Raw genomic sequence first — 14,441 nt, 5'->3', positions numbered from 1 at the left:
CTGAAGAACCGAACGGACCGGGCAAGGAAAGCCCGATCCGTTCCGTTTTGCCACCCCGCCCCGCGCCATACCTCTTGCGCGGAGTTCAGCGGCTTATTTCAATCCGCCGCCGATGGCGCGGTAGATCTCCACCATGTTGCTGGCGCGGGTCAGACGCGTAGCGACGAGGGTCTGTTCCGCATTGTGCAGCGTGCGCTGCGCGGCCAGTGTCGACAGGAAATCGTCCACCCCGGCCCGAAAACGCGCATCGGACAGCTTGTAGCTGCTGCGCGCCGCATCCCGCAGAGACGTCTGCGCTTCCAGCTGCGCGGTCATCGTGGCGCGGCGGGCAAGCGCGTCGGCCACTTCCCTGAAACCGGTCTGGACGCTCTTTTCGTACGTCGCGACCATCGCGTCATAGGTGGCGCGGGCATAGCGCAAATTGCCCTGATTCCGGCCGAAATCGAAGATCGGCAGGCTGGCCGAAGGCGCAACAGACCAATAATCGCTGCCGGATTTGAACAAGCCCGACAGACCGAGGCTCATCGTCCCGAATGCCGCAGTGAGCGAGATTTTCGGGAAGAACGCCGCGCGCGCCGCGCCGATATTGGCATTGGCCCCGATCAGCTGGTGCTCGGCCGCCGCAATGTCCGGCCGGCGCAGCAGCAACGTGGAGGGCAGGTCGGCCGGCAGATCGTTCAGTGTGACGTCTGCGCTAGGCAGCTCGGTTGGCAGATCCGCCGTCGGCACGCTGGTGCCCGCCAGCAGGTTCAGCGCGTTCTGGTCCTGCGCGACCAGCGTGGTCGCTAGCGCAATGTCCGAACGTGCCTGATCGTAGCTGGTCTGTGCCTGACGCACTTCCAGCTCAGAGGCGATGCCCTTGGCGAAACGAGCCTTGGTCAGATCCAGCGTCTGCCCGAAGGCCTTCTGTAGATCGCTGGCGATCTTCAGCCGTTCCTGATCGGCGGCCATCGTCAGCCATGCATTGGCGGTTTCGGCGATCAGCGCGGTTTGCGCGGCATTGCGGTTCTCGACCGAGGCGAAGTAGCTTTCCTGCGCCGCCTTGGTCAGATTGCGCACCCGGCCGAACAGATCGATTTCCCACGACGACGCGCCGATGGAAGCCGTATAGATGTCCGTACGACCGGACGCTGCGCCCGCGCCCCCCGCCGCAGCCTGTGCGAAGGGCTGATCCTGATAGGTGGCACTGCCACCGGCAGCGACAGTGGGCAGCAGGTCGGCGCGCTGCACTTTGTACTGCGCGCGTGCCTGTTCGACATTGGCCACCGCGATGCGCAGATCGCGATTGTTGTCGAGCGCGGTCTGGATGACCCGCGCCAGGCGCGGGTCGGTGAAGAAGTCCTTCCAGGCCGTATCGGCCGAAACCGTGGCCGCGCCTGCGCCACTGGCCTGCGCGGTGCCGTCGGCCGGCCCCGAAGGGCTGGTCGCGGGAACGGGAAGATCCGGGCGGACATACTTGGGCGCCATGTTGCAGGCCGCCAGCGCGAGCGCCAGCGACGTGGCGGTAAGCGCTTTCACATTACGCATTTTCATGCCTCCTGCGGCTCGGCCGAAGCCGTACCGTCGAGATTGTCTCGATCGCTGCCCCCACCCGTGCCGTGGTGTTCACGGAACAGGCGCTTCACCACGGTGAAGAACACGGGCACGAAGAAGATCGCGAGAACGGTGGCGGACAGCATGCCGCCGACCACGGCCCAGCCGATCGCATTCTGACCACCGGCGCCGGCGCCGGTCGAAAGGGCGAGCGGCAGCACGCCGAAGATGAAGGCGAAGCTGGTCATCAGGATCGGCCTGAGGCGCAGCTTGCCCGCTTCCAGCGCAGCCTGCACCGGAGGCAAGCCGTCCCGCATCTTCTCTTCCGCGAATTCGACGATGAGAATCGCGTTCTTCGCCGAGACGCCGATGGTGGTGATCAGGCCCACCTGCAGGTAGATGTCGTTGTTGAGCCCCACGATGGTGGCTGCAATCACCGCGCCCAGCACGCCCAGCGGCACCACCAGCATGACCGCGATCGGCACCGACCAGCTCTCGTAAAGCGCGGCAAGGCACAGGAACACGATCAGCATGGACAGCGCATAGAGCGCCGGAGCCTGGCCGCCGGAGGTCTTTTCCTCGTAGGAAATGCCGCTCCATTCAAGGCCGACACCCGCCGGCAACTTGGAGGCCATCTCCTCGACAACCTTCATCGCATCGCCGGTGGAGACGCCGGGCGCAGGCGCCCCCATGATCTGCAGCGACGACACGCCGTTGAAGCGTTCGAGCTTGGCCGGGCCGTAAGTCCACTCCGTCCGGGCGAAGGAGGAGATCGGCGCCATCACGCCGGTGCTGCCGCGCACGAAAAACTGGCCGATCGATTCCGGGGTGGAGCGGAATTGTCCATCGGCCTGAACGAACACGCGTTTCACGCGGTCGCGATCGATGAAGTCGTTGACGTAAGTGCTGCCCATCGCCGTGCTGATAGTGGCGTTGATGTCCGACTGGGCGATGCCAAGGGCACCGGCCGCGGCCTGGTCAACGTCCAGCTTCAGCTGGGGCGTATCCTCAAGACCGTTGGGTCGTACCTGGGCGAGGCGCTTGTCCGCCATGGCCATGCCGAGAAGCTGGTTGCGTGCCTCCAGCATTTTCGTATGGCCCAGCCCGCCACGGTCGACGAGCTGGAACTCGAAGCCGGTGGCATTACCCAGTTCCTGGACGGCTGGCGGTGCGAAGGCGATCGCCATACCGGCCGAAATCTTCTGGAACGCCTGATTGGCACGCAGCGCAATGGCACTGACGGTATTGTCCTTGCCCTTGCGTTCGGACCAGTCCTTCATGCGAACGAAGGCAAGGCCCACGTTTTCGCCCTGCCCCACGAAACCGAAGCCGGAAATCGTGAAGACGTCGGCGACATTGGCCTTTTCGTCCTTGAGGTAGTGATCGCGCACACGGGCGAGCGTGCGTTCGGTTTCCTCCATGGTCGTGCCGGCGGGCAGCGAGACCTGGTTGATCAGGATGCCCTGATCCTCGTCCGGCAGGAAGCCGCCGGGAAGGCGCAGGAATATCACGCCCATACCCACGACGATCAGGCCATAGACCAGCATCGTGCGGCCCCAGTTGCGCTCCACCTTGTCCACGGCCTTGCCGTAACGATCCACACCGCGATCGAACGTGGTGTTGAACCAGTGGAAGAAGCGATTGAACAGACCGGCAATGCCGGTCTGCTTGCCTTCGCCAAGGCCGGTTCCGTGGCCGTGGCCGTCCGACGATCCCTTAAGGATGGTGGCGCAGAGCGCCGGCGTCAGGATAAGCGCCACCAGCACCGACAGCACCATCGAGGAAACGATGGTGATCGAGAACTGGCGGAAGATCACGCCGGTGGAACCGCCGAAGAACGCCATCGGCAGGAACACCGCCGAAAGCACAAGGCCGATGCCGACCAGCGCGCCGCTGATCTCGTCCATGGAGCGGCGCGCCGCTTCCTTCGGGCTGAGCCCTTCGGTCTGGATAAGGCGTTCGACGTTTTCGACCACGACGATGGCATCGTCGACCAGAAGGCCGATCGCCAGCACCATGCCGAACAGAGTTAGCGTGTTGATGGTAAAGCCGGCCAATTGGAGCACAGCCAATGAGCCGAGCAGGACGACCGGCACGGCAATGGTCGGGATCAGCGTCGCGCGCCAGTTCTGCAGGAACAGGAACATGACGATGAACACGAGCACGACCGCTTCGACGAGCGTGTGGATCACCTGCTCGACCGAGAGCTTGACGTAAGTCGAGTTATCGACCGGGAACTTGTACTTCACCCAGCTCGGGAAAGTCTTGGAAAGCTGGTCGATCTGCGTCTTCACCGCGTCCACGGTGTCCAGCGCGTTGGCGCCCGGCGCCAGCTTGATGCCGAAGCCTGCGGCAGGATGGCCGTTCAGCTTGGCGCCGAAGCTGTAGTTTTCCGCGCCCATTTCGACGCGCGCGACGTCGGAGAGATGGACGACCGATCCGTCGGGATTGTTCCGCAGCATGATCTGGCGGAACTGCTCCGCCGTGCGCAGGCGCGACTGAGCCGTGATCGTGGCGTTCAGCGCCTGCCCCTTGGGCGAAGGCGAAGCGCCGATCTGGCCGGCCGAAACTTGCGCGTTCTGTGCCTTGATCGCGGCGGTTACATCGGTCGCAGTGACGCCGAGCGTGGCCATCTTGAAGGGATCGAGCCAGACGCGCATGGAATATTGCGCACCCAGAAGCTGGGTATCGCCCACGCCGTTCACGCGGCTGATCGGGTCCTGCAGCGAACTGGCAATGAAGTCGCCCGCGTCCTGCTGATCGTGAATGCCATCATCGGCATAGACGGCCATGACCATCAGGAAGGTCGAGGTCGACTTGGTGACGCGTAGGCCTTGCTGCTGCACTTCCTGCGGAAGCAGCGGGGTTGCCTGCGAAAGCTTGTTCTGCACCTGAACCTGCGCGATGTCAGGGTCCGTGCCCTGTTCGAAGGTCAGGGTGATGCTCAGGTTACCGGCACCGTCGCTGGACGATGCGAAGTAGCGCAAGTGGTCGATGCCCTTAAGCTGCTGTTCGATCACCTGCGTCGTCGTCGATTCCAGCGTCTGGGCATTGGCGCCCGGATAGCTGGTCGCGATCTGCACGGCAGGCGCCGCGATTTCGGGGAACTGGGCCACGGCAAGGGAACGGATCGCCAACATGCCTGCCAGCATCATGACGATAGCGATGACCCATGCGAAGATGGGCCTGTCGATAAAATAGCGGGACATTGGTTACTGGGCCCCACCTGTTGCAGCAGAGCCCGTGGCAACCGTGATCTGCTGCGGCATGCCCGGCTTGACCACCGTGCCCGGACGCAGGTTGACCAGACCTTCGACGATCAGCTTGTCGCCGATGTTCAGGCCCTTGGTGACAATCCACTTGTCGCCCACGGCGCGATCGACTTCGATCTGGCGCATTTCGACCTTGTTGTCCTTGCCCACCACCATCGCGGTGGCACGGCCGCGCGGATCGCGGATCACGCCCTGCTGCGGGGCGAGGATGACGTTGCGGCGCAGCCCTTCGACAAGCTTGGCGCGCACGTACATTCCCGGGAGGAGCAAGCCTTTGGGATTGGGGAACGTCGCGCGCAGGATGACCGAGCCGGAGCTGGGATCCACGGTGACGTCGGCGAACTTCAGCTGGCCTTCGATCGGATAGACCGAACCGTTCGGCAGGATCAGCTGGATGCGCGCGCCTTCAGCCTCGCTCACGCCGCCCGATGCCATCGCCTGCTTCAGATCGATGATCTGCGCGGCGGACTGGGTCACATCGACATAGACGGAGTCGGTACGCTGGATGACGGCAAGCGCATCCGCCTGTGCGGCCGAAACAAGCGCACCCGGCGTGAACAGCGAACGACCGATCCGGCCAGAAATCGGCGCACGGATGCGGGTGAAGTTCTGGTTCACCTGCGCCGCCTGCAGCGCGCCCTGCTGCGCCGCAACATTGGCGCGGGCCTGCTGTGCGGCGGCAGCGGCATCATCGTATTGCTGCTTGCTGACGGCGTTGATCGCGATCAGGTCCTTGTAGCGCTGGGCCTGCAGCGTGGTCGAGTTGATCGTCGCATTGGCAGTCGCCAGCGCGCCCTTCGCCTGGGCGACTGCGGCGCGGTAAGGCGCATCCTCGATCTCGTACAGCAATTGACCGGCCCGCACCTCGCTGCCTTCGGTGAACAGGCGGCGGCGAATCACGCCGGTGATCTGCGGGCGTACGTCTGCGGTTTCCAGCGCTGCAATGCGGCCGGGAAGTTCGTTCGTCAGCTCCGCCGAGTCGGTCGTGAGAGTGACTATTCCTACGGCTGGCGCAGGCGGCGCGGCAGGCTGTTGCTGCCCGCAGGCGCCCAGCGAAAGCGCCGAAGCGCAAGCCAGAAGCCCGAAAATCATCGCCTTTTTCATTGGTTCATCCGATGCGGTCTTGGGGGGAGGCCGATGAATGAATACTCATTCACCTTGCGACGCACCTAGAAATCTGCCAAAGAGAATTCAAGAAAAAAGAATGCAGAGAACGAAATATGGTTGCACCGCAACATAAGGCCTCCAGCCCGGATCGCATACGCGTCGCGGCCAAGGAGCTCTTCGCCACAAAAGGATTCCATCAGACGTCCATGGCGGAGCTTGCGGCTGCGGCCGACATGTCGGTCGGGCTGATCTACCGCTCGTTCAAGAGCAAGGGAGAGATCATCGAAGCCATCGTGCGCGCCGATTTCGAAGAGAAGATCGCAGAACTGGATGAACTGCGCAGCCGATTGGAAAGCGGCAAGCTGACGGTTCTGGAAACGTTTACCGAACTGTTCCTTCAGGTCATCGACACGAAGGAGGAAGCGCTGTCGTTCGACATAATCGCCGAGGGCTACCGCAACGATCGGGTCGGCCAGACGATCGGCGAAATGTGCGGCCAGTTCCGGGACTATCTGGATGAATTCGCACGGGCCGCCAACCCGGCGCTGGAGGGCGACGAACTGGCCGGCGCAACGGAATTGCTACTGGGATGTCTGTTCGGCCTGGGGCATCGCAGCATCTCCGCTCCAAGGCTGGACGCCGCGCGCACTGCCGAATGCAGCGCGCGCATGATCGTCGCCGCCTTGATGAGAGGGTAAGACGGCAGAAAATCTCCGCGCCGGATCTGTCGGCCTGCCCCGCTGAACCTATTCTCGCGGCGCCTATTGAGGGAACTGGATGACGCCCAATCAAACGAATGGGCAGCGCGTCCCGGCTTTCAAGTCGGCACGATCGCAGATCGAAAAAACGCTAGAAAGGCGGCCTTGGTTACAGCCATGCAAGATGAAACAGGCCGCCGGGGATATGCGGCCCGGCCAACCCAGTCCTAACGGCGCCCAGCCCTAACGACGAAGATCTATCGGGCGAAGGGCAAAGCACCCCAACCGCAATGCGTGCTGCAAGAGGGAGCATATGCGGCATAAGCGGGCGCTTCGGCAGCCGCCTGCTGATCGACAGCGGGAGGGGTCGCCTTCACCGTTTCCACCGAAGTCGAATTCGGGGCCACCGCCAACGCCAATGCGCCTGCAACCAATCGTGCGAGAACCATCAGACTCTCTTCCCGTATATTTTTATTACCTTTATGCTGTCATAATAATGCAATTCGCTCAAGCACGCGACAGAAATCGTACTATAAAATCAATTTTGTTATTCGCTCTGACGAGGCAAATCAGCCACTCGCCGGAACCGGGCCCACCTCCGAACGGCCGAGACAACTCTCTGTCGTACAAGCAAAATCTGATCACCCACAGTACGATTGGCGTAGGACGCGGGGCAACGTGGACCGGATCGCGCGCGCGATGACGCGCCAGATCGACACGCGCCGCAACGACGAAGCCCGCCAATCGCAGCGGATCGGTGGGCCTCGATGATTTTCAATCGGTCGTGCCGGGCAGTTCGGGCAAGACGCCCTCCCCGCGGCGATCAGGCCTTCGCGGCGATGACGATGATTTCGACCTTGTATTCGGGTGTAAACAGCTTCGCCTCACCCGTGGCGCGAGCCGGCGCCGGGTGGCCGGCAATCCACGAATCCCAGACGGCGTTCATTTCGTCGAAGTCCGCCATGTCGGCCAGCCAGATGGTGGCCATCAGCAGGTGATCCTTGCTGCTGCCGGTCTGTGCCAGCAGCGCCTCGATCTCGGCCAGCGCAGTTTTTGTCTGCGCGGTCACGCTTTCCCCCGGCGCGCCGATCTGGCCGGCCAGGTAGATAGTGTCTCCATGGATCACGGCCTCGCTCATGCGCGGGCCCTGGTCGATGCGGGTAATGGTCATGTCTGATCCTTGCGAGAGAGGGGGATTTGGGGAGTTAGTAGCGGCTGATGGCCAGATCGGCGGTCTCGATCGCCGGTTTGCGGCCGGCGATGATGTCGGCGATGACATGGGCCGACCCGCAGGCCATCGTCCAGCCCAGCGTGCCGTGCCCGGTATTGAGGAACAGGTTCGGCACCTTGGTCGCGCCGATCACCGGCGTGCTGTCCGGCGTCATCGGCCTGAGACCGCACCAGAATCTGCCATCGGCCATGTTGCCCGCGCCGGGGAACAGCGTGCCCGCCGAATGCTCCAGCGTGGCGCGGCGCGCAGGCGGCAGATCGCGCGAGAAGCCAGAGATTTCGGCCATGCCGCCGATGCGGATACGGTCGCCCAGGCGCGTGATTGCCACTTTGTAGCTCTCGTCCAGCAGGGTGGAGACCGGCGCGCGCGGCTCGTCGACGATGGGCACCGTCAGCGAGTAACCCTTGACCGGGTAGACCGGCAGACGAATGCCCAGCGGCGCCACCAGTTGCGGCGAGAAACTGCCCATGGCGACGAGGTAGGCATCGGCCGCGAGCTTGCCCTGGTCGGTCTCCACATGGGTGATCCGCCCGCCTTCTTCGACCAGACGATGGATCTTCGTGCCGTTCAGGAAACGCACGCCCTTGGCGGCAGCCATCGCCGCCAGAGCATTGGTGAACTTGAAGCAATCGCCCGTTTCGTCATTCGGCAGGCGCAGGCCGCCCGCGATCGGCGCATTGCTGCTGGCCAGCCCCGGTTCGGCACCGATGCAACCGGCCTTGTCCAGCACTTCGAAGGGCACGCCGTCCGCTTTCAGGACCTCGATATCCTTGCCGATGCCGTCCAGCTGCTTCTGCTCGCGAAACAGTTGCAGGGTGCCCTGCATGCGCTCGTCATAAGCGATGCCGGTATCCCGGCGAAGCGCGATCAGGCAATCGCGACTGAACTCGGCCAGGCGAACCATGCGGCTCTTGTTGATCGCATAGTCACGCGCGTTGCAGTTGCCCAGCATCGCGAAGAGCCAGCGCAGCATCGCCGTATCGGCATGGAGGCGCAGGATCAGCGGCGCGTGCTCCATCGTGAGCCAGCGCACGGCCTTCATCGGAATGCCGGGCGCAGCCCAAGGCGAAGCGTAGCCCGGCGAAATCTCGCCGGCATTGGCAAAGCTGGTTTCCAATGCCGGGCCGTCCTGCCGGTCGATCACGACCACTTCGTGCCCAGCCTCAGCCAGATACCAGGCGGATGTGACGCCGATGACCCCGCTGCCGAGAATGGCGATCTTCATGGCGCAATGCTCCGAATACGCGCGCCGGCGCTCGCGGGAAGATAGACCCGTTCGTAGCGGCGGCTGAGTTGGGTGAGGATTTCGTAGGAAATGGTGCCCGCGTCCGTGGCAACCCGATCGATGTCCTGATGCGGTCCCAGCAGTTCGACCGGCGCCCCCGGACAGAGGTGCTGCACGGGCACGTCGGTCACGTCGAGCGTGATGCTGTCCATCGACACGCGCCCGACGATCGGCACGCGAATGCCGGCGATATAGGCCGAACCCTTGTTGCCAAGGCAACGCGGCCAGCCGTCGGCATAGCCCACCGGAATAGTGGCGATGCGGCTTTCACGCGCGGTCTGGAAAGTGAGTCCATAGCCGACACCGGTTCCGGCCGGAATCGTGCGCAGCTGAGCGATGCGCGCTTCGAGTGCGACGATCGCCCGCATCGGGTTGGTCGCATCGCCATGCGGCGCGCCGCCGTAAAGCGCGATGCCCGCACGCACGAGGTCGAAGTGGCCGCGCTCGTGGAAAATGCCGCCGCTGTTGTCGAGCGCCCGCGGCACGCTGGGAAAGCGGCCAGCGATCTCGCGGAAACGCTCTTCTTGCGCTGCATTCGCGCCATGGCCGGGCTCGTCGGCACAGGCAAGGTGGCTGATGATGAAGTGCAGGTCGATAGATCGAAGCAGGTCCGGGCTCTCCAGCAAGAGTTCGATCTCGTCACTGGGCAGGCCCATGCGTGACATCCCGCTGTCGACCTGCAACACGCCCGGCAGCCGCTTGCCCCGTGCGACCGCTTCGGCCGACCAGCGTTCGATCTGGTCCAGCGAATTGAGCACCGGGATCGCACCCAGCGCCGCGCAGGCTGCTTCGCCGCCGGGCAGCAGACCGTTCAGAATATAGACCGAAATGCCTGCGGGAAGCTCTGGGACGAGGGCCTCCGCCTCGCCCTGCAAGGCGACGAAAAGATGCCGGCACCCTTCGCCGATCAATGTGCGGGCAACTTCCACCGCACCAAGGCCATAGCCATTCGCCTTGACCACGCCGCCCACCGCTGCCGGCGCGGCGCGGTCCCGGATCAGCCGATAGTTTGCGGCCAGTGCTGCAAGGTCGATTGTCAGGCGTGCTCCTGCAACCACGATCGTTCCTTTCCCAACCGGACGCCCTCCAACCGAATGGGCGCCGGCAGGGATCGAGGCTATCGCACCCTGTTTCAAATAGGCTGCCAATTATTCGCACGATCTGCTACGATTTGCGAAATTTGGCACCATCATTTGAAGGTTGTGAAAGATCATGCCATGGATCCCCGACGACGTTGACCGGGCGATTCTGCGTGTGCTTCGTCTCGACGGGCGCAAGCCCAATGCCGAAGTGGCGCAGGAAGTGGGCCTTTCGCCCTCGGCCTGCCTGCGGCGGATCCGCATCATGGAGGATCGCGGCGTCATTCGCGGCTATACGGTGATTACCGGGCCGGAAAACGACGATGTGCGCGGAGTGGACGTAGTGGTGCAGGTAACGCTGGAGCGCCAGACCGAGGACTATCTTTCCCGCTTCGAAAACGCCGTTCGGCAATGCGCGGAAATTCGCGAATGCTTCCTGATGGGCGGCAATGTCGATTACTGGCTGCGCCTGCGCACCGAAAGCGTCGCCGCCTATGAGGCGATCCACGGTGAAGTGCTCTCCCGCCTTCCAGGCGTGACGCGCATCAGCTCCAGTTTCGCGATGCGCGATGCGTTACGGCCCCGGCGGTTCAACCGTCAGCCCTCCTGACCGAAAACCGCCCAATCAGGACTTTCCCGAAGATGACCGCGATCCTCCACGTCGGCCCCGAAGAACGCGGGCGGTTCTGGCAGGCCGAATTCCGCCGCTGCTTGCCCGAAGTGGAGTTCCGCAACTGGCCGGAGATCGGCGATCCGGCCGACGTCCGCTACCTTGTAGCATGGCAACTGACCGACGATCTGATCGCCGCCCTGCCCGCTTTGGAAATCCTGTTCAGCATTGGCGCGGGCGTAGACCAGTTGGACCTTTCACGTGTCCCCGACCATGTGCGCATCGTGCGCATGATCGAACCGGGCATCACCACCACCATGGCGCAATATATCGTCACCGCCGCCCTCGCCCTTCACCGGGACCTGCCGTTCTATCGCCAGGCGCAATTGCGTGGCGAATGGACCCAATTGCCGACGATGCTCTGCGAAGAACGCCGGGTGGGCGTCATGGGGCTGGGCGAACTTGGCAAGGCATCGCTGCGTATGCTGGCTCCGCTGGGCTTTCGCCTGCGCGGCTGGAACCGCAGTGCCCGTACGATCGAGGGTGTCGAATGCTTCGCGGGAGAAGAAGCACTCGATGCCTTCCTGGCAGATACCGATATTCTCGTCTGCCTGCTGCCGCTGACTGCCGAAACACGCGGCATTCTCTCGGCCGACCTCTTCGCCAAGCTGCCGCGCGGGGCGCGCCTTATCAACGCGGCGCGGGGCGGGCATCTGGTCGAACAGGACCTTCTCGCCGCGCTGGAATCCGGCCAGATCGGCGCCGCCATGCTCGACGTCGCAGAGGTCGAACCGCTGCCGCGCGATCATCCCTTTCGCAGCGATCCGCGCATAATCGTCACCCCCCATGTCGCCGGCGTCACCCGGATCGAGACGGCCGTGCATTCATTGATCGAAAACTTGCGCGGGCATCTCGCCGGAAAGGGGCTCTCCGGCGAGATCGACCGTGCCCGAGGCTATTGAACCCGGCCCACCGGCCCCTCGATCTTTCCAGCACGGGCGCGAAAGTCAGACTTTTGCGTTTATCGCTAGGTCCACCGCTTGCTTCAGATCAAGCTGGCCAAAGGGTTTGCCCAACTTGATCATGCGCGGTGGTGCACCCGCCGGCAGTTCCCCATAACCGCTGGCAAGAATGATCGGCAGATCGGGCTTCAGGTCGATTGCTCGGTCGGCGAGCTGTGTGCCGGTCATGTTCGGCATGGCCTGATCGGTGATCAGAAGGTCGACATCCGGATTCTTTTCCAAAAATTCAATGGCCCGCTGGCCCGAATGCGCCTCTAACACCTCATGCCCCAGATCCTCGAGCATAGCGGCGGTATTCATCAGGATCAGACCGTCGTCGTCGACTGCAAGAATTTTCAACTTTCGCATCTCTATTGGACCTGTCTTACGCGGAATGACGGGCGCGGAGGGGTTCGCGATCGGAGCGGCTACCGGCACCCAGAGCGTGGCAACCGTCCCCAGGCCGGGTGAACTCTCGATAACGAAGCCGCCGCCAAGCTGCTTGGCAAATCCGTGGATCATCGAAAGGCCAAGCCCGGTCCCCTTGCCCACGCCCTTGGTCGTAAAGAACGGTTCGGTCGCCCGGGCAAGTGTCTTGGCGTCCATGCCATGCCCGGTGTCGGCAACGGCAAGGGTAACGAATGCGCCGCCCGCTATCTCGTCCTGCTCTCCCTCGGCCACCTGCTCATGTTTGGCCTCGATTCTCACCATTCCGCCCGCCGGCATCGCATCCCGGGCGTTCACCACAAGATTGAGCAGCGCCATTTCAAGCTGGTTCGTATCGACCAGAACCGGCGGCAAACCTTCAGGGATCGCCAGTTCGAGCGGCCACGAAGGGCCAAGCGTCCGTTCGATCAGATCGCGGAAGCCCGTTACGAGCTTGTGGACATCCACATGTTCGGTGACGAGATCCTGCCGGCGGGCGAACGCCAGCATCCGCTGGGTCAGCGCAGCCCCTCTGCGAGCGCCTTGTTCGGCGTTGTCGATCAGTCGAACGGCATTTTCATCGAGCGAAGCCCGCCGCCGCAGCAGTTCCAGGCTGCTGGTAATCGCCATTAGAAGATTATTGAAATCATGGGCGATGCCGCCGGTCAGTTGGCCGATGGCCTCCATCTTGTGGGCCTGACGAAGCGCGTCCTCTGCCGCGGCGAGCGATTCCATGTCGGCTTTGTGTGCCGTGATATCGCGGCCATAGGCATAGACCAAGCCATCTTCCATCGAGGTATTCCAGGAAAACCAGCGATAGCAACCGTCCTTGGATCTGAAGCGGTTCTCATATCCCGTCAGCTCCGTCTCACCCAGAGCCGCCGACAGGGCTGCGTTGCTGGGCGCGAGATCGTCGGGGGAAATGAAATCCGCAAAAGGCCGGCCGACGATTTCCTCGATGTCATGCCCCAGAATGCGCGTCCAGGCCGGGCTGACCGATCGGAAAATGCCGTCCGCGTCGACGACCACCATGATATCCCGGCCGTGCGCCCATATTCTGTCCGCCCTGCGGCGCTCCGCATCAAGCGTGGCGATATTGGCGAGCGCGCCGCTGATCTGCCCGGCGAGAAGCGCTGCGAAATCGGAAATCTCGTCATCGAAGGGTTTGAAGGGATTGAGGCCGAGGACGAGATTGCCGGCAGGTCGCTCCTCTACCGTTCCGGGAATAGGCACGATCAACGCTTCGCCGGGCGCTCTCTCCCAAGCACCGCAGGGCCAGGGAAGATCGGGATCGAGATCGACCCTGCGCGATTCTGCGATCACGCCGTCGATCCCGGCAAGCTGACGACCCCGAATGCAATCGGTGTCCGGACTGCAAGCGAAGGAGCGAGTGCCGCCATCGGATGCGAGCGTCATGACCGCAAACGGGAAATCGTGGCGATTTTCGCTGAACACCTGGCATACGGCGCGGCCCACCGCTGCTTCGTCGCTGACGCCGACGAGTTTCATTCCCAGTTGCCGAAGCATCTCCAGCCGGCGTTCGCCGATGACGCGGTCGGTCTCCTCGGTGACGATGCACAGCATCCCGGCAACCTCCCTGCCATCGCCGTAAAGCGGGCTGTAGGAAAAGCTGTGATAGGTTTCTTCGGGAAAGCCGCTTCGCTCCAGCAGCAGCAGCAGCGCCTTGTTCCAGGTGGACTGGCCGGCCTTCACGGTTTCGACCTGATCCGCGACCTCTGCATAGACTTCGGCCCAGACCTCGCGAAAGGGCTTTGCCAGCATCGAAGGATGCTTGATGCCCAGCGTTGGGATGTAGGCATCGTTATAGAAGAAGTTGAGATCCTGCCCCCAGCCCAGCCACATTTCGAACCGCGAAGTAAGTAGCATTCTGAGCGGGATTTTTAGACCTTCAGGCCAGCGACTTGGTTCTCCCAAGTCGGTTGAAGCCCAATCGTGCGCCCGCATGAGCCGCGCCATCTCGGAGGACCCGGGAAATATGTTTTCCAGACTTTGATCCTGCATCTCTCTCTCTGCCAGCCCCGCAGCCGATTTGACACGACAACACCCGAAGCGGCGATTTGATGCGTGCTTCGCCAGCAAGGTCAAACAATTATCGGGGCCTGCGAGATTTCCGGGATCGATGCGCCCGGCACGGCCACGGCAGGCAGCGCCCGGTGCACGACGAGGCGAAATCGCTGG

At 63.1% G+C, this 14,441-nt stretch carries 10 protein-coding genes; 3 read left to right on the top strand and 7 right to left on the bottom strand.

The annotated features are described in order from the left end of the window. Positions 1-93: 93 nt before the first annotated feature. From ACZ1JV_RS05535 to ACZ1JV_RS05525, 3 genes are read right to left on the bottom strand one after another with little or no spacing between them, the layout of a single operon-like run. Positions 94-1,527, bottom strand: a complete 1,434-nt coding sequence (locus tag ACZ1JV_RS05535; RefSeq protein ID WP_465148696.1) for an efflux transporter outer membrane subunit — start codon at positions 1,525-1,527, stop codon at positions 94-96. Positions 1,528-1,529: 2 nt separating this feature from the next. After that, on the bottom strand, positions 1,530-4,742 hold the full coding sequence (locus ACZ1JV_RS05530) for an efflux RND transporter permease subunit (protein WP_465148695.1): 3,213 nt from the start codon (positions 4,740-4,742) through the stop codon (positions 1,530-1,532). Between the two features lie 3 nt (positions 4,743-4,745). After that, the gene (locus tag ACZ1JV_RS05525; protein ID WP_465148694.1) at positions 4,746-5,909 is read right to left on the bottom strand and encodes an efflux RND transporter periplasmic adaptor subunit; all 1,164 of its coding nucleotides are present in this window, start codon (positions 5,907-5,909) and stop codon (positions 4,746-4,748) included. 116 nt (positions 5,910-6,025) lie between these two features. Between ACZ1JV_RS05525 and ACZ1JV_RS05520 the strand changes: the two genes are divergently transcribed. Then, a complete protein-coding gene (locus ACZ1JV_RS05520; protein WP_465148693.1) occupies positions 6,026-6,610 on the top strand; it encodes a TetR/AcrR family transcriptional regulator in 585 nt (194 codons plus the stop codon). Between the two features lie 823 nt (positions 6,611-7,433). On the opposite strand, the gene ACZ1JV_RS05515 is transcribed toward ACZ1JV_RS05520, so the two are convergent. The 3 genes from ACZ1JV_RS05515 to alr are packed head-to-tail and all read right to left on the bottom strand — an operon-like array spanning position 7,434 to position 10,184. After that, on the bottom strand, positions 7,434-7,781 hold the full coding sequence (locus ACZ1JV_RS05515) for a RidA family protein (RefSeq protein WP_465139846.1): 348 nt from the start codon (positions 7,779-7,781) through the stop codon (positions 7,434-7,436). A 34-nt stretch (positions 7,782-7,815) separates the two neighbouring features. Further along, positions 7,816-9,066 carry a D-amino acid dehydrogenase gene (locus ACZ1JV_RS05510; protein ID WP_465148692.1) on the bottom strand — a complete coding sequence of 417 codons (1,251 nt, stop codon included), beginning with the start codon at positions 9,064-9,066 and terminating at the stop codon, positions 7,816-7,818. After that, entirely contained in the window at positions 9,063-10,184 is a 1,122-nt protein-coding gene (gene alr / locus ACZ1JV_RS05505) for an alanine racemase (RefSeq protein WP_465148691.1), read from the bottom strand. Before alr ends, ACZ1JV_RS05510 begins: the two co-directional genes overlap by 4 nt. 154 nt (positions 10,185-10,338) lie before the next feature. Here alr and ACZ1JV_RS05500 point away from each other — a divergent pair, with 154 nt between their 5' ends. Together ACZ1JV_RS05500 and ACZ1JV_RS05495 are read left to right on the top strand one after the other, a co-directional pair. Further along, complete coding sequence (locus ACZ1JV_RS05500) at positions 10,339-10,815, top strand: Lrp/AsnC family transcriptional regulator (RefSeq protein ID WP_465148690.1); 477 nt, start codon at positions 10,339-10,341, stop codon at positions 10,813-10,815. A 32-nt stretch (positions 10,816-10,847) separates the two neighbouring features. Further along, positions 10,848-11,777, top strand: coding sequence for a 2-hydroxyacid dehydrogenase (locus ACZ1JV_RS05495; protein ID WP_465148689.1), 930 nt, complete (start codon positions 10,848-10,850; stop codon positions 11,775-11,777). A gap of 45 nt (positions 11,778-11,822) precedes the next feature. Here ACZ1JV_RS05495 and ACZ1JV_RS05490 read toward each other — a convergent pair whose 3' ends face one another. After that, positions 11,823-14,264: a PAS domain S-box protein gene (locus ACZ1JV_RS05490; RefSeq protein ID WP_465148688.1), complete on the bottom strand. Its 2,442-nt coding sequence runs from the start codon at positions 14,262-14,264 to the stop codon at positions 11,823-11,825. Positions 14,265-14,441 lie beyond the last annotated feature (177 nt).

Source organism: Novosphingobium sp. BL-S-19 (genome assembly GCF_055521675.1).
The sequence above is the reverse complement of the archived record's forward strand: the minus strand, read 5'-3'. Positions and strand labels throughout refer to the sequence as shown.